The organism is Pseudomonas sp. PS02290 (assembly GCF_029960075.1).
GTDB lineage: Bacteria > Pseudomonadota > Gammaproteobacteria > Pseudomonadales > Pseudomonadaceae > Aquipseudomonas.
On record NZ_JASCOY010000035.1, the window covers coordinates 1 to 21,235 of the forward strand.

Below are 21,235 nucleotides of genomic sequence, written 5' to 3' on the forward strand. Positions count from 1 at the left end.
GGCCCACGGAGCGAGACCGGAGTGAAGGAACCCTGAGGAACGAAGGGCCCAACCAGGAGCAAGCACCCTTGGTTACTTGGGGTGCTTTTCCAAGTAACTCGCCGAAGGCGAAACCCGAGGCCGTTAGGCCGACGCTTTTGATCTTGATCTTGATCTTGATCTTGATCTGGATCTCAATAACCGCGGTTTCGATCTATCTGACCGACCATCCGCTCCCCCCGCTCAAACCGCCGAATATTCTCCAGCAACACCCCAAACGCACTCGCCGGCTGCGTCATCGCCGCCACATGCGGCGTCAACACCACCTGCGGGTGCCCCCAAAACGGATGATCAGACCCCGCCGGCTCCACCTGCAACACATCCAGAATAGCGCCGCCCAACTGCCCACTTTCCAGCGCCTCCAGCAAATCCCCCTCCACCAGATGCCCGCCGCGCCCCATATTCACCAGCCCCGCACCCCGCGGCAGCAACGCAAACAGATTCCGGTCCAGAATCCCCTCCGTCTGCTCCGTCAACGGCAACACACACAGCAAAATATCGCACTGCCCCAAAAACGCCGACAACTGCGCCTGACCCGCAAAACAGTCCACCCCCTCAATCTCATGAACACTGCGCGCCCAGCCCGACAAGGCAAAGCCGAATGGCGCCAGCGTCGCCAGAATCTGCTGCGCCTGGGTGCCCAACCCCATCACCCCCACGCGCCGCTTTTCTGCCGGCTGCAACAGATGCGCTTGCCAACGCCGCGCCGCCTGCTGCTCGCGGTACCGCAGCATGTCCCGGTGCAGACTCAACACCGCCCACGTCGCGTACTCGCACATGCCCCGCGTAATGCCCGGATCCAGCAGCCGCACTACGGGCAGGTCCGCCGGCAACCGCGACAGATCCAGCTGATCGACCCCGGCCGACAGCGCAAACAGCACCTTCAGATTGGGCAGCAACTGCGTCAGATCATCCGGCGCCTGCCAGGCGGCCAGGTACTCGACTTCTTCGGGATTGCCGATGTCCGGCCAGGCGCGCCATTCGATGTCCGGTGCGTGTTCGGCGAACAGCGTCTGCCAGTGTGGCGCGCGCGCGGGGTCGGCTTTGTAGAGCAAGGCCATGGGCGTTTCCTGCTGAAAGGACGTTGGAGGGAAGTGTAGGGAACCAGCCCACATCATCCCCCAAGCCCGGCGCAGGATCTGTTGAAAGGCGGGGCCAAAACAGTTGATCCGAATTTCTCACGGGCCAAGTTCGGCTAAGTGCGTTGCCCGCACGCCGTAACCTGAACAGCATCGCAACCGCCTCCAGGTTGCCGGACTCACGATGGGAAATGCCATGAACAGCAAAGTCGACGAAACCCCTCTTTTGCTCCGTCAGCGCGAGCAATTTGTGCCCCGTGGCCTGGTGACCGCGCACCCGCTGGTGATCGACCGCGCCCAGGGCACCGAATTGTGGGACGTGGATGGCAAGCGCTACCTGGATTTCGTCGGCGGCATCGGCGTGCTCAACATCGGCCACAACCACCCGAAAGTGGTCGCCGCCGTGCAGGCTCAACTGCAAAAAGTCTCCCACGCCTGCTTCCAGGTGGCGGCCTACACGCCTTACCTCGACCTGGCCCAGCGCCTGTGCGAAATGATCGGCGGGCAGGAAGCCTACAAGGCCGCGTTCTTCACCTCCGGCGCTGAAGCGGTGGAAAACGCGGTGAAGATCGCCCGTGCCCATACCAACCGTTCAGCGGTCATCGCCTTTCGCGGCGGCTTCCATGGACGCACCTTGCTCGGCACCACGCTCACCGGCATGAGCCAACCCTACAAGCAGAACTTCGGGCCGTTTGCGCCGGAAGTGTTCCATACGCCGTACCCGAACGCGTATCGCGGCGTTAGCAGCGTTGACGCAATCACCGCGCTGAACGAATTGCTCGCCACCCAAGTGGCACCGGACCGCGTGGCCGCGATTCTGATCGAACCCGTGCAGGGCGATGGCGGTTTCCTTACCGCGCCGCCGGAGTTTCTCCAGGCACTGCGCGCCTTGGCCGACAAGCACGGCATTGTGTTGATCCTCGATGAGATCCAGACCGGTTTCGGCCGCACCGGCACCTGGTTCGGCTACCAGCACGCCGGCATCCAGCCTGATCTGGTCACCGTCGCCAAAAGCCTCGCCGGTGGCTTGCCGTTGTCGGGTGTGGTCGGCAAGGCGCACATCATGGACGCGCCGCTGCCCGGCGGACTCGGCGGCACCTACGGCGGCAACGCCCTGGCGTGCGCAGCGGCACTGGCGGTGATCGATGCATTTGAGGAAGAGCAGCTGCTCGCGCGCAGCCAGCTTTTGGGCGAGCGCCTGCGCCGTGGCCTGATCGGTTTGCAGGCGCGCTACCCGCGCATCGGCGATGTGCGCGGCACCGGTTTCATGCTGGCGATCGAGCTGGTCAAGGATGACGCCGCGCGCATCCCGGACGCCGATCTCAATTCACGGGTGATCGACGAAGCCCGTGCCGGTGGTTTGCTGGTCATCAAATGCGGCGTTTACCGCAACGTGCTGCGCTTCCTCGCCCCGCTGGTGACGACAGAAGCCCAGGTCGACGAAGCCGTGCAGATCCTCGACGCCGCTTTGGCACGGGTCTTGAACTCGAATTGAAGCAGCGCCTTGCCCGTAACGGGCCAGATGCATCCGGGAGGTTCGATCCACATGGGGCTGACAGATTTGGGGCTGACAGGATTTGGACTGACAGAGTACCGAGCGTTACTGATCGATTGCGATGAAGTGCTGGTGGATCGCGATTCGGGTGTCTGGGCCGCGCTGCAACCGCTGCTCGACAGCCGCGGCGGGCAGCCGGCCAGGGATGACGTGCTCGCCGAATTCAGCGCGGTGGTTGCGAGCCTGTATCCGCGCTTCGCCGAGCTGGGCTTCAGTGGTCTGTTGTGCTTCGCCCATCGCCAACTGGCCGAAAAGTGGGGCCTGCACGCCAGTTGGGAGGAGGGCATGAGCTTTGCCCGTTCAGCGGGCAACTGGTCTCTGTTCGAAGACGCGCCGGGGGCGATGCTCTACCTGCGCAAATTCTATCGACTGCTGGTGCGCGGCGACCGTGATGCCGAGGATCGCGGCGTGCTGTGCGAGCGACTGGGAATTGCACCGGAAGATTTCATTTCCCTGGCCGAAGGTCCGCAATGGCTCACGGATCAGGGCGATCAGGTGCAACCGGTCCTGCACGTAACGCGACCGTCGGTCGAGCCCTTCGCCGCGCTGGACCGCTGCCTGATCGGCCGCCACCGGGCGCGTCAGCCTTCGCCCTGCGCGGCGGAATACTGCATCAACAGCATGGCCGACCTGGTGGCGCAGCATCAGCTGTCTTTACGGCGCTGATTTTGCTAGAAGATTGTCTTACAACGGCAGTCAAGAGGTACGTGATGGAAGGGCTCGTAAAACTGGATCGGATCGACATCAGCATCCTGGTCGAACTGCAAAAGGACGGCCGCATGACCAATGTCAGCCTCGCCGATGCCGTCGGCCTCTCTGCCAGCCCCTGCCTGCAGCGGGTCAAACGGCTGGAGTCGGCCGGTTATATCTCCAGCTACAAAGCGCATCTGAACCTGGGCAAGATCACCGATTCGGTCACCGTCTTCACCGAAATCACCCTCAGCGACCACAAGCGCGAAGACTTCGCCAAGTTCGAATCCAACATCCGTCTAGTGGACGAAGTGCTGGAATGCCACCTGATCAGCGGCGGCTACGACTACCTGGTGCGCTTCATGACCCGCAGCATCCAGCACTATCAGGAAGTGGTGGAAAGCCTGCTCGACAAAAACATCGGGATCTCCAAGTACTTCAGCTACATCGTCATCAAGTCGCCGGTGCTCAAGGACGGGGTGCCGCTGCGCAAGTTGCTGCGCCATTGAGTTAAACCCGTTTTAAACCGCGCCCTGCATCCCCCGAGAGGAGGGAGTGCGGGCGCCTGAAAAGGCTGTCCGTTCGCGCGGACGGCCTTTTTTTGGGGCGACATTACGTCAGATCCGAGAGGTCCGCGACCACTGAGTCGGGCGAACATGAAACTTGGAGTCGGCTTATTGACGTCAGTCTAATGGCTCATTACCATCGCGCCGTTTATTGATATCACTGTGCTATTGCAAGGACGCTTCGTGGATTTCTCCGCCCCAAGAGTTGCGCTGCTTTTTCTGCTCGCCGCAACGCCTCTCACTGCTCGCGCCGCGCCCACGCCGGGCGATCAGGATGTGTTGCGCGACCGCCAGGAGCAACTGCTCCAGGAGCAGCAACGCCGCCTTGAAGACCTCAAAAGTCTGCCCGGCAAACAGGCCGCGCCGGTGACGCCAGCGGCCCCTGTCGATACGCGTTGTTTCACCATCACGGCGATTGAGCTCAAAGGCGCCGCGTCGCTGTCCAATACCGAGCGGGAGCGCCTGACCCAGCCTTATCTGGGCACGTGCATGGGCGTGTCCCAGCTCAACGAACTGCTCAAGACCATCACCAACCTGTACATCGCCAAAGGGTTGGTCACCAGTCGTGCCTACCTCCCCCAGCAGGATCTGTCCAAGGGTCAGCTGCAGGTGCTGGTGGTCGAAGGCCAGCTGGAAAAACTGCGCAGCGCTGCCGACAGCGGCCTGAGCGAGCGTGAGCTGGCCATGACGTTTCCGGGGCGGGAAGGGCAGCTGGTCAACCTGCGCGAGATCGAGCAGATGGTCGATCAGCTCAATCGTTTGCCGTCCAATCAGGCGCAGATGGAGCTGACGCCGGGCCAGGAAGTCGGCGGCAGCGACGTGCTGGTCAAGAACACCCCGCAAAAGCCGTGGCGCGTGAGCCTGTCGCGCAACAACGACGGCCAGCGCAGCACCGGCGAGCAACAGTGGAACACCGGGCTTGAGTGGGACAGCCCGCTGGGTCTCGCGGATCAGCTGAGCCTGCGCGGCGGCCACGACGCCATGACCGACCATCTGCACACCTCGCACAACACCGGGCTGGCCTACAACCTGCCGTGGGGCTGGTGGAATTTCAGTTACAGCTACAGCGAAAGCGAATACCGCTCACAGGCCCAGGCCAATGGCTTCGATTTCAAGCAGAACGGCGACAGCCAGACCCATCAGTTGCGCGCCGAGCGGGTCATCTACCGTGACGCTCTGAGCAAGACCTCGCTGAACCTCGGCGTCTCCAACCTGCGCAGCAACAACTACATCGAAGGCAGCCGGCTGGCCGACAGCAGCAACCGCATCAGCGAAGTGCAGTACGGCATCAACCACGGGCGCCGCGTGGGCTCGGCGTTTCTCAACCTTGACCTCGGCATGCAACAGGGCATGAGCGCGTTCGGCGCCCAGGACAACCACCACCCCGGGCCAGGCGAAGCGAATGCGCGCTATCGCAAATACACCGGCACCGTGAGCTACCTGCAGCCGTTCAAACTGTGGGACGAGAGCTTCACCTTCACCAGCCTCGCCACCGGGCAGCGCAGCGAAGATGTGCTGTTCAGCCCTCAGCGCATGAGCCTTGGCGGGTCATCGTCGGTGCGCGGCTACAAGGACCAACTGCTGTCCGGCGACAGCGGCGGCTACTGGCGCAACGAGCTGCGCCTGACCCGCCCCGTCACCCTCGACTGGCTGCGCCCCGCGTTCAGCGATTACGGCATCGCAGCGTCTTACGACCAGGGCGTGATCGCCAACGATCGTTACAACGGCGACGAGCACGGGCGCCTGTCCAGCAATGCGTTCGAATGCTTTGCCCGCGGTCAGCACGTCGCCGCGACGGTCACCTTTGCCCACTCTCTGGAGCGCCCGGGCGGCCTGATCGAGCGCGAGTCGCCGATCTATTTCCGCATGGACTTTTTTCTCTAACGTTTGACCGAGATACCTGACATGGACGTTCGCCACTTCGATTTCCTCGTGCGTCAGCCTTCCGCTGCGCTGACTGAGCGCCCGCGTTTCTGGGGCATGCCCAAGCGCGGGATCGCCTTGATTCTGGCCAACGCCATGTTCTGGCAACCGTTGTTGGCCCAGGCCGACGGCATCGCGGTGAGCGGCACCACCAACACCACCCTGGGTCAGGCAGGGAACGGCGTGCCGATCGTTAACATCGCGGCGCCCAATGCCAGCGGTCTTTCCCACAACCAGTACCAGCAGTACAACGTCGGCACCCAGGGCGTGATCCTCAACAACGCCACCGCCCGCACCCAGAGCACGCAACTGGGCGGCATCGTGGTCGGCAACCCGAACATCAACGGTCGCGCCGCGTCGATCATTCTCAACGAAGTCACCGGCGCCAACGCCAGCCAGCTCAATGGCTACACCGAAGTGGCCGGGCAGGCCGCCCACGTCATCGTCGCCAACCCCTATGGCATCAGTTGCAACGGTTGCGGCTTCATCAACACGCCGCGGGCGACCCTCACCACCGGCAGGCCGGTGCTGGACAACGGCCGTCTTGATCATTTCAGCGTCGAAGGCGGCAGTGTGTCCATCGAAGGGGGAGGGCTGGACGCCAGCAATCTCGACCAGTTCGACATCATCACCCGCAGCGCGAAGGTCAACGCCGAGCTGCACGCCAACAAACTCAACATCATCGCCGGTCGCAACAACGTCGACGCGCAGACCCTGAACGCCACGGCACTGGCTGACGACGGCAGCGCCAAACCGCAACTGGCCATCGACAGTTCTGCGCTGGGCGGCATGTATGCCGGCGCCATTCGTTTGGTGGGTACCGAAGCCGGGGTCGGCGTGAAAGTGGCCGGCAATCTGGCGGCCAGCGCCGGCGACATTCAAATCGATGCCAACGGCCAGCTGAACATGGCCCAGGCCGCTGCGACCGGCGCCGTCAACGTCAAGGCCCTCAACGCCCAGGTTCAGGGCCCGGTGTACGGCAGCAGCGTCGACCTGCAAGGCCGCGATGGATTGAACATCCAGCAGAACGTCGCCGCCCGCGATCAGATCAGGCTGTCCACCAGTGGGCAGTTGATCAACACCGCTATCGTCGAAGCGGGCGTAAATGCCGACAACAGCCGCAACGGCGCCGGCGATGTGACGATCAGCGCCCAGGACCTGCGCAACGCCGGCAACGTGGTCGCCAGCCGAACGCTGCAGGTCAGCACGGCGCAATCCGTCAATAACCAGGGCGGTACGCTGAGTGGCCAGGCCGGTACGCAACTCACCGCCGCCAGCCTGGATAACCGCCAGGCCGGTCGCGTGTTGAGTCAGGGCGGCCTGACCCTTGCGGCCGCTCAGGTATGGAACGCCAGCGGCGGCCTTATCGCGAGCAGCGGCAACCTGTCGATCACCGCGCAAAACCTCGACAACAGCCAGCAGGGCAAAATCTCGAGTGCAGCGGCGTTGTCAGCGGACATTTCCGGTCAACTGCTCAACAGCGCCGGGGTGATAACCGCCCACGGCGCGCGGATCAACGCCGCGATACTGGACAACCGCCAGGCCGGTCAAGTGTTGAGTCAGGGCGGTTTGACTGTCACCGCTGGGCAGCTGCTAAACGCTAACGGCGGCCAGATTGCCAGCGACGGCAGCCTGTCCATCACCGCGCAAAACCTCGACAACAGCCAGCAGGGCAAAGTCTCCAGCGCCGCAGCTTTGACGGCTGACATTTCCGGACAACTGCTCAACAGCGCTGGCGTGATCACCGCCAACGGCGCGCAGATCACCGCGTCGACCCTGGACAACCGCCAGGCCGGTCAAGTGGTGAGTCTGGGCGGTCTGACCCTCAACGCTGGCCAACTGTGGAATGCCAGCGGCGGGCTGATCACCAGTAACGCTAATCTGGCGATCACTGCGCAAAATCTCGATAACAGCACTCAGGGCAAGATCTCGAGTGTTGGGGCCTTGTCCGCGGACGTTGCTGGGCAGCTGCTCAACAGCGCCGGTGTGATCACCGCCAACGGCGCGCAGATCAAGGCGTCGACACTGGACAACCGCCAGGGCGGTCAGGTGTTGAGTCAGGGCGGTCTGACCATCACGTCAGGTCAGCTGTTGAACGCCAACAGTGGCGTGATCGCCAGCAACGGCAATTTGGCGATCACTGCGCAAAATCTCGACAACAGCACTCAGGGCAAGATCTCGAGTGTGGCGGCATTGTCAGCGGATATCGCCGGACAGCTGCTCAACAACGGCGGCGGGTTGATCACGGCCAACGGCGACGTGCAGCTCAAGGCCGCCAGCCTGGACAACCGCAAGGCGGGTCAGGTGTTGAGTCAGGGCGGTATGAACCTTGCGGCCACTCAAGTGTGGAACGCCAGCGGTGGGGTCATCTCCAGCAACGGTAACCTCTCGATCACCGCCAAAAATCTCGACAACAGCGAGCAGGGCAAGGTGTCGAGTGCGGCGGCGTTGACCGCGGACATTTCCGAAGCATTGCTCAACCGCGCAGGGTCGATCACCGGCAAAGACAGTGTGCAGGTCAAAACAGCCAGCCTGGATAACCGCCAGGGCGGTCAGGTGTCGAGTCAGGGCGCACTGACTCTCGCGGCCACCCAGGTATGGAACGCCAGCGGTGGTCTCATTGCGAGCAACGGCAATCTGTCGATCACCGCGCAAGACCTCGACAACAGCACGCAGGGCAAGATATCGAGCGTGGCGGCGTTGTCAGCGGATATTGCCGGACAGCTGCTCAATAGCGGCGGCGGGTCGATCACCGCCAACGGTGTGCGGATCAACACGACGGCCCTGGATAACCACGAGGGTGGTCAGGTGTTGAGCCAGGGCATTCTCTCAATAGTCGCCAGTCAGCTGCGCAACGCCAGCAGCGGTGTGATCACCAGCAACGGCAACCTGTTGATCAGAGCGCAAAACCTCGACAACAGCCAACAGGGCAAGGTGTCGAGTCTTGCGGCCTTGTTCGCGGACATATCCGGTCCACTGCTGAATAACGGCGGCGGCTTGATCACCGCCAGTGGTGTGCAGATCAACACGACCAGCCTGGATAACCGCCAGTCAGGTCAGGTGGCGAGTCTGGCCGCGCTGACCATTTCAGCCCCTCAGGTATGGAACGCCAGCGGCGGTGTGATGACGAGCAACGGCACTCTGTCGATCACCGCGCAGGATCTCGACAACAGCCAGGGGGGCAAAGTATCGAGCGTTGCCGCTTTGTCTGCGGACATTTCCGGGCAGTTGCTCAATCAAGCCGGGGTGATCACCGCCAACGGGGTGCAGCTCAAGGCAGCCACTCTTGATAACCGCCAGGCCGGTCAGGTGTTGAGCCAGGGCGATCTAACGATAGCCGCCAGTCAGCTGTGGAACGCCAGCGGTGGCCTGATCACCAGCAACGGCAATCTGGCGATGACGGCGCAAACCTTCGACAACAGCCAGAAGGGCAAGGTAACCAGTGTTGGCGCCCTGTCGGCGGACATTGCCGGGCAACTGCTCAACGGCTCGGGAACGGTCAGCGCCAATGGCAGCACCCGCATCAACGCTGCCAGTCTGGATAACCGCGGGGGCGAGCTGACCAGTGTCAGTGACCTGAACCTGCAAACCGGCGAGGCGGACAACAGCAACCGCGGTCGAATCGCAGGGGCAGGCGTCACCCTCAACACCGCCGGGTTGAACAACCGCAACGGAACACTGACCAGCACCGGCGCGCTGCTGCTTACGGCGCAGCACGTCGATAACAGCGACGCAGGTCGCATTGCCAGTGCGAAGGCACTAACGGCCTCTGTCACCGGGCTGGACCAGCACAACGGCGGCCATCTTTACAGCAACGGCGATGTCAGCCTGGACCTCCACGGTGGGCTGCTCAACAACCAGGGCGGCTTGATCACCGCGCCGGGTCAGTTGCTGCTGAAAAACCTCACCCGCGTCGACAACCGCGCGGGCGAGATTTCCAGCCTCAACGCCTTCGCCCTCGCCGCCGACGACGTGCAAAACGATGACGGCTCGCTGATCAGCAAACAGGCGTTGATCGTTCGGGTTAACGGGCAACTGAGCAACCTGCGCGGGCTGATCTCCGGCAAGGGCATCGACCTGCACGCGGGTTCGCTGATCAACGACGACGGCAGCGTCAGCAGCGATGCGGCGTTGAATGTTGTGGTCGACGGTGCGCTGTCGAACCAGAACGGCGAGCTGTCCGCTGCGCAAGTCGGCACCGTCACGGCGGCCAGTCTGAACAACGCCGGCGGGCAGATCACTGCCGATGAACGCCTGACCCTGGGTGTTAGCGGCGCGATCAATAGTCAGGGCGGCACACTGGGTGCCGCCGATGGCCTGACCGTCACCGCGAGCAGTCTGGACAACAGTCAGTCGGGCACAGTGGTGTCCGATGGCGATGTCACCCTCACCCTGACCGGCGCGCTGAACAATCAGGCGGGCGGCAGCATTCAGGCCAAAGGCGCAATGGCGTTGCAAAGCCTGTCCCTGGACAACCGCAGCGGCGTTGTGTCGACGCAGAACGCGTTGACCCTGCGCAGCGCCACGGTCGATAACCGCGGCGGCTCGGTGCGTGCCACCCAGGACATGCAGTTGTTCATCGATGCGCTGGATAACAGCCAAAAGGGTTTGATCACCGGCAAGGGCGGGATTGCGTTCTTCGGTCAGCAACTGAACAACCAGAGCGGCCTGCTCAATGCCGCCGGTTTGCTGCAGATTCAGGCCGACAGCGTGCGCAACGCCGCGGGCCGCATCGCCAGTCAGTCCGACCTGTTCGCCAGCGTCGGCGACTTGACACAGCAGGGCGGTGAGTTTGTCGCTCAGGGCAATCTGTCGCTCTCCGGCAACACCCTTGATAACAGCGGCGCAGGATTGGTCGGCGCAACAAAAGCGCTGAAACTCACCGTCGGCAACGTGAATAACCGTAGCGGCGAGCTGTCCAGCCAGCAGGACGTGACGATCACCGCGCAGCAACTGGACAACAGCGATGCTGGCAAAGTCATCGCCGGCACGGCGCTGCAGCTCAACGTTGATCGTCTGATCAACCGCGCCAAAGGGATGCTGTTTGGCGACACCCTGCAACTGACCGGCTCAACGCTGGACAACAACGCCGGTACCCTGGCGAGCCAGAACGGTCTGGCCGTCGACCTTGGCGGCGTGTTGCTCAACGACGCCGGGTTGCTCAGCAGCGAAGCGGCGCTCAGCCTCAAGGCGGCATCGCTGTCGAACGCCGCAGGCAGTGTGTCCAGCGCGGGCGCGTTGACCATCGCCACCCCCGGCGCGGTCAATAACCAGCACGGCTCGATCACCACCGATGGCGGCCTGACCCTCGCCAGTGCCAGCCTCGACAACCGCAATCAAGGCGTGATCTCCGGCAAAACCAGCGCGGCGGTCAACACCGGCGCCTTTGATAACAGCCACGGCGGACAGCTCACCAGCGCCGACACCCTGACCCTCAGCGCAGGCCAGGTCACCAACCAGGACGGCGCGCGCATCGCCGCCACCAAAGCGGTCAACGCGAGCGTGACCGGCCTCAATCAACAGGGCGGTGAACTGTTCAGCAACGGCGCCTTGACCCTCGATCTGAACCACGGCCAGCTCAACAACCAGAATGGCCTGATCAACTCTTCCGGCGCCTTGCTGTTGAAAAATCTGGTCGGCGTGAACAACCAGAACGGGGAGATTTCCAGCACCCAGGGCTTCACCTTCGGCGCGGACAGCCTCGATAACGGCAACGGCAAACTGCTCAGCGATCAAGCCCTGATCGTGCGCGTGGCTCAGGCCCTCAACAACGTCAAAGGCGTGATTTCCGCCGCGGCCCTCGACGCCCGCAGCGACAGCCTCGACAACACCGAAGGCCTGCTCAGCAGCCGAGGTGCGTTTGATATCACCGTCAGCAACGGCCTGAACAACCACAACGCCACGTTGGTGGCCGACGGCAAGCTGACCCTGAATGCCGCCAGCGTCGACAACGGCCTGGGCCAGATCGCCAGCAAACAGGATCTGATCGCCAATATCGGCGGTCTTCAGCAGCAAGGCGGCCAGTTGATCGCCCTCGGCGCGCTGAACCTCACCGGCGCAAGCCTCGACAACCGCCAGGACGGCCTGGTCAGCGCCAACGGCGTCATGACCCTGAACGTCGGCAGCATCGACAACCGCGGCGGCGAGCTGTCCAGCCAGGACGACATCAGCGTCACCGGCCAGGGTCTGGACAACAGCGACGCAGGCCGCGTCATCGGCCAGAAGTCCCTGACCCTCACCGTCGATCAACTGCTCAACCGCACCAACGGCGTGTTGTCCGGCAAGTCATTGCTGACGGTCACGGGCACGCAGCTGGACAACAGCGGCGGCAATCTGGTCAGCCAGCAGAAAATCGACCTGGGCCTCAGCGGCGCATTGCTCAATAGCCAGGGCCTGATCGACAGCGAAGGCACGCTGAACGTGCGCAGCACTTCGTTGGCCAACGACGGCGGCAGTCTATCCAGTGCCGGTGCGTTGACTGTCAACAGCAGCGGCGCGATCAGCAACCAGGGCGGCAAGCTGGTCACCGATGGCGGCTTGACCCTCAACAGCAGCAGCCTCGACAACAGCCATGGCGGCAGCATCAGCGGCAAAGGCGCGCTGTCGTTGCACACCGGCAACTTCAACAACAGCCAGAACGGCCGCGTCAGCAGCGCCTCGACCCTGGAGATGGTGGCGGCTCAGGTCAGCAACCTCGACGGCGGCAGCATCGGCAGTAACGGCGCGCTCTCGGCCAGCGTCACCGGGCTGGATCAACAAGGCGGGATGCTGTTCAGCAATACCGACCTGACCCTCGATGTGAATCACGGCCAGCTGAATAACCAGAACGGTCTGATCAACGCCCCCGGCATTCTGTTGCTGAAAAATCTGGCCGGCGTGAACAACCAGCAGGGTGAAATCTCCAGCGCCCAGGGCTTCACTTTCAGCGCCGACAGACTCGACAACAGCAACGGCAAGCTGCTCAGCAACCAGCCGCTGGTCGTCCGCGTCGCCCAGGCGTTGACCAACGTCAAAGGCATGATCGCCGCCGCCCGCCTGAACATCGACGCCGGCTCGCTGAACAACAGCGCCGGGACCCTGACCAGCCGCGGCGACTTCGGCCTGACTGTTCACGGCCTGCTGACCAATCAGAACAACGGCCTCATCAACGCGACCGGTGCGCTCGACGCCACCGCCGTCGATCTCGACAACCGCGGCGGTCTGCTGCTGGCCGGCACTGACCTGACGCTGCACACCGGTTCGCTGGACAACCGCACCACCGGGCTGATCAACAGCAAGGGCACGCTGCACCTCAGCGCTCAGTCGCTGGATTCCAGCGACGGCGGTGAAGTCTCGGCCAAGGGCGACATGACCCTCTCCCTCAACAGCCTGACCCAGAACGGCGGACGACTGCTGGGTGACGGCGCCGTGACGCTGGATCTCAACGGCGCCGACCTGAACAACCAGCGCGGGCTTATCACCGCCAAAGGCGCCTTGACCGTCAACCGGATGCGCGACTTCAACAACCAGGCTGGCGAGATGTCCAGCGCCCAGAGTTTCACGTTAACCGGGCGCACGCTGGACAACAGCAGCGGCCGACTGATCAGCAACCAGAACCTGCTCCTCAACGCCAACACGTTGGTCAACCAGGCCGGCCTCATCTCCGGTTGGGCAGGGCTGAACGTCAGTGGCGCAACGCTGGACAACCGCAACAGCGGCACACTCTCCAGCCGTAGCGGCGACGTCGGCGTCAACCTGACGGGCGCGCTACTCAATGGCGCAGCCGGGGCGCTGGTCAGCCAGAAAGCCCTCAGCGTTCGCGCCGCCAGCGTCGATAACCGTGGCGGGATTCTGTCCAGCGGCGGCGGCCAGACCTTCAACGTCGGCGGCTTGCTGGACAACAGCCAGAACGGCCTGATCGACAGCGGCGCAGCCCTGACCATCAATGCTGCGAAGCTCGGCAACGCGGCAGGCACGGTCAACGCGCAACAGAACATGAGCTTCACCGGCACCGACCTGGACAACAGCGCGGGCACGGTCGCGGGCAACGCCGCCGTCACCCTCGACCTGCTCGGCACCCTGAGCAACAGCAACGGCAAGCTTGCCAGCGCGGGGGATCTGCTGATCCAGCGCGCCGCCCAGATCAACAACCAGGGTGGTCAACTGGCCAGCCAGCGGGCGCTGACCCTCACCACCGGTGGTCTGGACAACAGCAATCGCGGCACCGTGGCCGCCAACGATCAGCTTCAGGTCAACGCCAGCGGCGCCGTGCAGAACGCCAACGACGGCCTGATCTACAGCAAAAACGCCAACCTCCGACTGCAAGCTGCCAGCCTTGCCAACGCCAGCGGCACCCTGCAAAGCCAGGGCGCGCTGGACCTGACCGTTAACGGCGACATCGACGGCCCGAACGGCCGGATCATCGCCCAGGCCGGCAACCTCAACCTGACCGCCAACAACGTCGACAACCGGGGCGGCGTGCTGTCGAGCCTGCAGAGTGCTTTCGTTGGGCGCATCACCGGCGTGCTGAGAAACGGCTACGACGTCAATCGTCAGGGCGGCATCACCCAGGCGCAGAGCCTGGACATCCGCTCGCTGGCCGGCATCGACAACTACGGCGGCCGGGTGTCGGCCCAGGGCGGCGACGCGCTGATCAACACCGGCAGCGGCAACTTCGACAACCGCAACGGCGGCCTGTACGCCAGACAGCGGATCAACGTCACTGGGAACAATTTCAACAACAGCGGCGACAACGACGGCCAGATTGCCGGCCAACAAATCGACCTCAGCCTCGCCGGCGCGCTGAACAACCGACTGGGCATCATCGAGAGCGACAGCACCCTCAGCATCAGCGCCGCCAGCCTCGACAACCAGACCGGCAAACTGCGCGCCCTCGGCACCAGCGGCCTGACCAACCTGCAGATCAGCGGCCTGTTCGACAACCGCAACGGCGCCCTGGAAACCGCCAACACCGACCTCGCGGTGGGCGTCGGCAGCCTGCTCAACGGTGGCGGCAGCATTCTGCACGTCGGCAGCGGCAACTTCGGCGTGTCCACCGACAACGTCATGAACGCCGGCGGCAGCCTGGTCACCCGCGGCGTGCTGACCCTCAACGCCGACACCTGGACTAACAGCAGCGTCCTTCAGGCCGGCACGTTGAACGTCAACGTCAACAACTTCACCCAGACTGCGGCGGGGCAATTGCTGGCGTCGAACGCGTTTGTCGGGACCGGCGGGAACTGGATCAACGATGGGTTGATTGCCAGTGACGGGGCGATGAATGTTTCGTTGTCGGGCGGGTATTCGGGCAACGGCCGACTGACCAGTCTGGGGACGCTGGGCCTCAGCGCGAATCGACTGGATCTGAATGCGCCGACCTCGATTGCAGGGGGTGGGCGGACGGATATCAATGTGGCGGGGGCTGTGGTCAACGCCGGTCGCCTGACTTCAAGTGCGGACCTCTTCGTCAACGCGGGCAGCGTCACCAACTACGGCACGTTGGGCGCGGGTCAATCCCTCACCATTACGACGCCTTCGCTGACCAACAATCAGGGGCTTATCTTCAGCGGCGCGAACATGCAGCTGAACACCGGGACCCTGACCAACACGAAGGGCGATTTCTACAGCCTGCGTGATCTCGCCATCGGTGGTTACGGTACCGCCCGTGCCGACCAGGTCTCCAACGTCTCCGGTTCGATGGAGAGCGGTGGCACCTTCACCATCAATGCCACGGCGTTCGAGAACCGCACCGAAGGTTCCGGCGGCGCGCAGGATTTTGCGGTTGGCCGCACCCTGGTAAGCGGTTTTATCGCGGTGCAGTGCGTTGACTGCAGCGGCGATCACTATGACGTCAACTATATCGCTCGCGAAACCTTCAACGCAGGCCAGGACAACGACACCAGCGCTTCGGCATTGATGACTTCCGGTGGTAATTTCAACTTCACCGGCGGCAGCTTTATCAACAGCAAGAGCACGATCAGTGCGGTCGGCAGCATTTCGATCCAGGCGGATAACGTCAAGAACATCGGCGCGGTGAGCGGGACGGTTGAGCGCACACGGACGTTCTTCCATGGGGGTTCTACGGATGGGACGGTCAGAGGGTTCCTGCCTACGGTTGATGCCTACAATCAGCGCGACAATCCCGACTTTCCAAAGATCTACTACGTGGCCCCGTCGGGGGAGCTGCGCCTTGCGGTTGTCACCTATAAAACCGGCCGGGAGCCGGGGCATGACGGCGGCACCGTAAAAGTGACTTCAATCACGGATGCGATAACAGGAGCTGCGGTCACCAACACGCTTACAGGTTACGCATTCGGTTCCAAACCGGTCTCCCAATACGACCCCGCCAACCTTCTGCAGCTGCCCACCCAAATCACCGCCATGACGCTGGTCAGCGACGTCGAAGTGGCCAAAGACGGCACCGGCAACGCCGGCCGCAGCGCCGTCATCCAGGCCGGCGGAAACGTGGCGATCACTGCCACCAAAGACCTGCAAAACAGTGTCATCCACGAAGACTACGCCTCGGCCGGCGGCACCAACAAAGTCGGCGACACCCATGCCAACGGCACCGGTCAGACCGTCGTGGTTCGCTTGAACGCGCAACTGCCGCCCGACCTCGCGCAAAAGCAGGTCGACCCCACCGCACTCCCGGGATTCAGCCTTCCCTCCGGGCAGAACGGCCTGTTCCGCCTGAGCGGGCAGGGCGGCAGTAACGCCGCTGTCGCTGCACCCACCACCGCACCACAAAGCTGGACCATGACAGGCGCCAGTGTTTCAACCGCTCAGCGCGACCAGGTCCTTCCCGTTGGACAGGGCAGCAGCCTGCAAATCGCCTCCGCGAATCAGGCACTCACCACCGGCCGGCAGCTCGGCGATTCAACTCGAAACCCGTCAGGCATCAATGCCGATGCATCGGCTTTCAACTTTTCCACACCGGGCGATTCCGGCAGCGGCGGGTTCTCGGTTCCGAGCCACCAGACCGGCGCTGGCGGCATTGCCGCCGTCGACCAGATCGCAGGTGCCGCAAGCGTCACGGGTGTTGGGGGCGTAGCAGGTGTCCGCGGCATTAACGGTGTCACAGGCGCAGCAAGCGTTACTGGCGTCTCGGGAATTCTGGGCTCGACAGGCGTTAACCCCATTCCTGGGATCAGCGTCATCGGTGGCGCCACCCCCACCGGCATCAGCACAAGCCAGTCGGCGACCGCGCAGACGGTCGCCAGGGTTCAAGGCCTGCCCTCCACCGCAGCCACGGCCCGCACCGGCAAATACCTGATCGAAACCAACCCGGTGCTCACCGACCTCAAGCAATTCATGAGCTCGGATTACCTACTCGCCGGCCTCGGCTACAACCCCGACGAAAGCGCCAAGCGTCTCGGCGACGGCCTCTACGAACAGCGTCTCGTGCAACAAGCCGTCACCTCGCGCACCGGCCAGGCCTTCATCGACGGACAGACCTCCAACGAGGATCAGTTCAAGTACCTGATGAACAACGCCATCGCCAGCAAAACCCAGCTCAACCTGACCGTTGGCGTCTCGCTGACCTCCGAGCAAGTGGCGGCACTGACCCACGACATCGTCTGGCTCGAAGAGCGCGAAGTGAATGGCGAAAACGTGCTGGTGCCGGTGCTGTATCTGGCCCAGGCTGACGGTCGTCTCGCCCCGAACGGTGCCTTGATCGCCGGCAAGGATGTGACCCTCATCGCCGGCCAGAACCTGGACAACGTCGGCACCCTCAAGGCCACCAACAACCTGTCCGCCACCGCGGGCAATGACCTCGTAAACAGCGGTCTGATCTCAGCCGGCAACCGCCTGGACCTGCTTGCGGGCAACGACGTCACCAACAAGGCCGGCGGCATCATCGCCGGTCGCGACGTCACCGTGACCGCCATCGGCGGCGATGTCACCAACGAGCGAACGGTCACTTCGCTCGACAGCGATGTGCGGGGCCAACTGCATAAAGAGTACGCCGATAACGCAGCGCGCATCGAAGCCGCCAATGACCTGAGTGTTTCGGCAGGGCGTGACATCAACAACATCGGCAGCACCTTGCAAGCCGGTCGCGACATGACGCTGAACGCCGGCCGAGACGTCAACACCGCCTCGACCCAACTGACTGACAGCCTCGTGCTGAACAGCAAACACACCAGCAGCGACATCACCCAGATCGGCTCGACCGTCAGCGCAGGTCGCGACCTGTCGGTACAAGCCGGACGAGATATCAACGCCATCGCCAGCCAGATCGACGCTAAACGCGACATCGCCATGGCTGCGACCGAAGACGTGACGATCAGCTCGGCGGCGGATGAAGAGCACTCGTACAGCAAGAGCAAGAAGGTCAAGCGTCAGGAAGACCACGTTAGTCAAGTCCAGACCGAGATTACCGCTGGCGGCAGTGTGGCTGTGAGTGCGGGGCAAAACCTGGCCGTCACGTCCAGCCGCATCGCCGCCAACGACGAAGCGTATCTGGCCGCAGGTAACAAACTCGAAGTCCTGGCCGCGCAGGACAACGACTACTCGCTGTATGACATGAAGAAAAAAGGCTCCTTCGGCGCCAAGAAAACCAAGCACGACGAAGTGACGCAAGTCACCAACGTCAGCAGCGAAATATCCTCTGGCGGCAACCTCGTGCTCGTCAGCGGCGGTGATCAGCAGTATCAGGTCGCCAAACTCAACAGCGGCAAAGACCTGACGATCAACAGCGGCGGGGCGATCAACTTCGAGGGTGTTAAGGACCTGCATCAGGAGAGTCATGAGAAGAGCAATAGTAATGCCGCCTGGAAATCGATGTCCGGTAAAGGCAGCACCAATGAAACCCTGCGCCAAAGCGAACTGACCGCGAAAGGAAATCTGGTCATCAACGCAGTTGGTGGTTTGAACATCGACATCAAGCAGGTGAATCAGCAAACCGTTAGTCAAACCATTGATGCGATGGTCAAAGCTGACCCTGATCTGGCGTGGCTGAAGGATGCGGAGAAGCGGGGTGATGTCGACTGGCGTTTGGTGCAGGAAATACATCAGTCGTATAAATACAGTAACTCGGGATTGGGCGTCGCGGCACAACTAGCGATAGCTATCCTCATGGCTGCATTCGTTGGGCCCGCTGCTGCAGCGATGGTAGGCACTGGGACTGGGGCTGCAATGGTCGGAGCTGTAGCGGCTGGCGCTGCGACGAACGCCACAGTCAGCGCGGTCAATAACCGCGGGAATCTCGGCGCTGTATTCAAGGATGTCACCTCTTCCAGCGCGATCAAAGGCTATCTGACCTCCGCCGCAACTGCTGGCGTCGCGTCGCAGCTTGGCTACGACCCTACGAAGTTGAACTTCGATCTTGCCAGTGCCCAAAAAGTGGCAATGAACGTAGTGGCCCAGTCATTCGTGAAAACCGTGATCAACGGCGGGAGTCTGACTGACAGCCTTAGCGATGGCGCACTGAGTGCTGTCATCGATATTGCCGGCGCCATAGGCGCGCAGCGCTTGGGTAACACAACGCTCGCGGATGGAAGTCCGACCAAAATAGCTGCCCACGCCTTGCTAGGCGGATTGAAGTCGATGGCAATGGGGGGCGATTTCAAAACTGGTGCAATTGCTGGGGGCGCGAACGAAGGATTAGTGCAGTACTTGGCAAAATTGGTACTGCCAGAAGGATATGACCCGGCCAGTCCGGCATCGGTCCAGGCGCAGGCGAACTTGGTCGCCATGTCTCAGCTGGTTGCTGTGTTAACGACAGTGGTCACGGGAGGCGATCCTGAAATCGCCGCAAATATTGCGGCCAACGCAACGCAATATAATTACCTCACGCACAGTGATTTGGAGAGAGCTGCCAACTCACTCAATGTTTGCGCCGAAGGTGATGCCGGGTGCGTTCAGACCGCGCAGAAAACCTTCATGGACCTCAGTCGCGAACGAGAGATCGCGGCTATTAACGCATGCGCAGCAGGTATCGCTGCTTGCAAAACGTCTTCGAGTCTGGCGGCAGAGGCCCAAGCCGACCAGGAACACCTCAAAGACTTGGTGGGTGGAGCGTCACAACAAGCCCAAGAGGCTTACGGACGTTTGGTAGCAGAAAACTTTGAGTTCCAGAACATGCTGGCCAGCGTGACAGCAGGCCAGTCAGCGGATGCGATAGCCCAGACGCTACAAGATAAGTGGGGGATGAGCGACGCGGAGATGGTTGGCATCCGCGAATCGTTGCGTGGAATTGCTTCGATGGGCATGATGAGAACCGGCCGACCTGTTGTGGGTGCAAAGGGTGCCGGCGCGACTAATGTGCCAGCAACTTCAGCAACTGCACGGGTCGGACTGCGGGAAGAGCTCGCGGAGCAGGCTGGAATCCCGCGAAATTTGGTAGAGGCTCCGGCGAATGTTTGGGGAAAATCCATTGATGACATTCAGCAGTCATTTAAGATGGATGGCGCCGAGCTCAAATACGTGCCACCGAAAACTGGAACATCGGGTAATGCGCAGGTGTACAAAGTTGAAGGCGGCACAACTGGCATTAAAGAGATACAATACAGCCCATCAACAGCTGATGCAGCAGTCAAGTCAACGCATGTGGGTGAGTATTATAAAATCACATACGTTGATGGTACTAAGGCAAAGGTTATTGATCCTGAGACTTACAGGCCAACATTCGAGGGGCCCTCTAAGCCCATTTACGATGCAAATACTACATACTTGAATCCGCAGGGTCAGAAAGTGAAATTTAACTCTGTTACCAACGTGTGGAGACCCGAATGATGGAATTAGATTTTTTTTCTGTGGTTTGGGATGCACCCATCATTCCGGGTGTGTCGCTTGCAGGGATACCATTGCATGCTAGTGCCGTCGATCTTGAGGCTGTGTTTTCGAGGTATTTGGTTGATAAGATTTCGCTGAAATACAGGTTTGATAGGGGGCCAGACCTCTGTTTGCGAGGCTGTAGTCTGGATGAATCGGGTAATGGAGGTTATGTTTTTTCACTTTTTGAAGATCACATAGTCAGTGAGTTCAAAAAAGGGATTCCTGCATTATCTGTTCTTGTTCGTGGTGGGAGAGTGTTTGCACTTAAAGTTTATGACTTTAGTTTTTCAGGTGATCTTGCGAGTGAGTTCTTTTACAAAGGGCTTTGGTCGGGATGTATTGGTTTGGGAAGCCCTGTATCTGATGTGCTAGCATTTACGAGCCTAGAATTTGATGAGGCCGAGGAGTGGTTCTACGCCGGTCATGATTATAGTGGCCTTGAAATTACGGGATGGGGCGTTCCTCTTGAAGATCATCCAAATCAGCTAATTACAGCTATTTGCGTAATTGAGGGATGATTCATGGATAAAAGGGCTCGGATCCTTAGTCCTCCCGAGTCGTGGAAAAAATTGAAGATTAAAGGTGGTGGACTGCTTGTTTTAGTATCGATAAAAGGGGGTGGATCT

At 61.7% G+C, this 21,235-nt stretch carries 7 protein-coding genes; 6 read left to right on the forward strand and 1 reads right to left on the reverse strand.

What is annotated here, in order from left to right; all coding sequences use genetic code 11:
* Positions 1 to 173: 173 nt before the first annotated feature.
* The gene (locus QMX88_RS16280) at positions 174 to 1,100 is read right to left on the reverse strand and encodes a 2-hydroxyacid dehydrogenase (protein WP_282371119.1); all 927 of its coding nucleotides are present in this window, start codon (positions 1,098 to 1,100) and stop codon (positions 174 to 176) included.
* Between the two features lie 214 nt (positions 1,101 to 1,314).
* On the opposite strand from QMX88_RS16280, the gene gabT reads away from it, so the two are divergent.
* The 6 genes from gabT to QMX88_RS16310 all read left to right on the forward strand — a co-directional run bounded on the left by gabT (position 1,315) and on the right by QMX88_RS16310 (position 21,127).
* Entirely contained in the window at positions 1,315 to 2,613 is a 1,299-nt protein-coding gene (gabT, locus tag QMX88_RS16285; RefSeq protein ID WP_282371121.1) for a 4-aminobutyrate--2-oxoglutarate transaminase, read from the forward strand.
* Between the two features lie 51 nt (positions 2,614 to 2,664).
* Positions 2,665 to 3,339 (forward strand): 2-haloalkanoic acid dehalogenase, encoded by a 675-nt coding sequence (locus QMX88_RS16290; protein WP_282371123.1) that lies wholly within the window; start codon positions 2,665 to 2,667, stop codon positions 3,337 to 3,339.
* Between the two features lie 44 nt (positions 3,340 to 3,383).
* Entirely contained in the window at positions 3,384 to 3,872 is a 489-nt protein-coding gene (locus QMX88_RS16295; protein ID WP_122534823.1) for an Lrp/AsnC family transcriptional regulator, read from the forward strand.
* Between the two features lie 240 nt (positions 3,873 to 4,112).
* The gene (locus QMX88_RS16300; RefSeq protein ID WP_442969464.1) at positions 4,113 to 5,813 is read left to right on the forward strand and encodes a ShlB/FhaC/HecB family hemolysin secretion/activation protein; all 1,701 of its coding nucleotides are present in this window, start codon (positions 4,113 to 4,115) and stop codon (positions 5,811 to 5,813) included.
* A 21-nt stretch (positions 5,814 to 5,834) separates the two neighbouring features.
* A complete protein-coding gene (locus QMX88_RS16305) occupies positions 5,835 to 20,567 on the forward strand; it encodes a two-partner secretion domain-containing protein (RefSeq protein ID WP_282371129.1) in 14,733 nt (4,910 codons plus the stop codon).
* Positions 20,564 to 21,127, forward strand: coding sequence for a hypothetical protein (locus QMX88_RS16310; protein WP_282371131.1), 564 nt, complete (start codon positions 20,564 to 20,566; stop codon positions 21,125 to 21,127). Before QMX88_RS16305 ends, QMX88_RS16310 begins: the two co-directional genes overlap by 4 nt.
* Positions 21,128 to 21,235: the final 108 nt, after the last annotated feature.

Bases quoted from the DNA above. Each gene is read 5' to 3' on its own strand.
- QMX88_RS16295 (WP_122534823.1), top strand. From the start codon at position 3,384: ATGGAAGGGCTCGTAAAACTGGATCGGATCGACATCAGCATCCTGGTC.
- QMX88_RS16310 (WP_282371131.1), top strand. From the start codon at position 20,564: ATGATGGAATTAGATTTTTTTTCTGTGGTTTGGGATGCACCCATCATT.
- QMX88_RS16305 (WP_282371129.1), top strand. From the start codon at position 5,835: ATGGACGTTCGCCACTTCGATTTCCTCGTGCGTCAGCCTTCCGCTGCG.
- gabT (WP_282371121.1), top strand. From the start codon at position 1,315: ATGAACAGCAAAGTCGACGAAACCCCTCTTTTGCTCCGTCAGCGCGAG.
- QMX88_RS16290 (WP_282371123.1), top strand. From the start codon at position 2,665: ATGGGGCTGACAGATTTGGGGCTGACAGGATTTGGACTGACAGAGTAC.
- QMX88_RS16280 (WP_282371119.1), bottom strand. From the start codon at position 1,100: ATGGCCTTGCTCTACAAAGCCGACCCCGCGCGCGCGCCACACTGGCAG.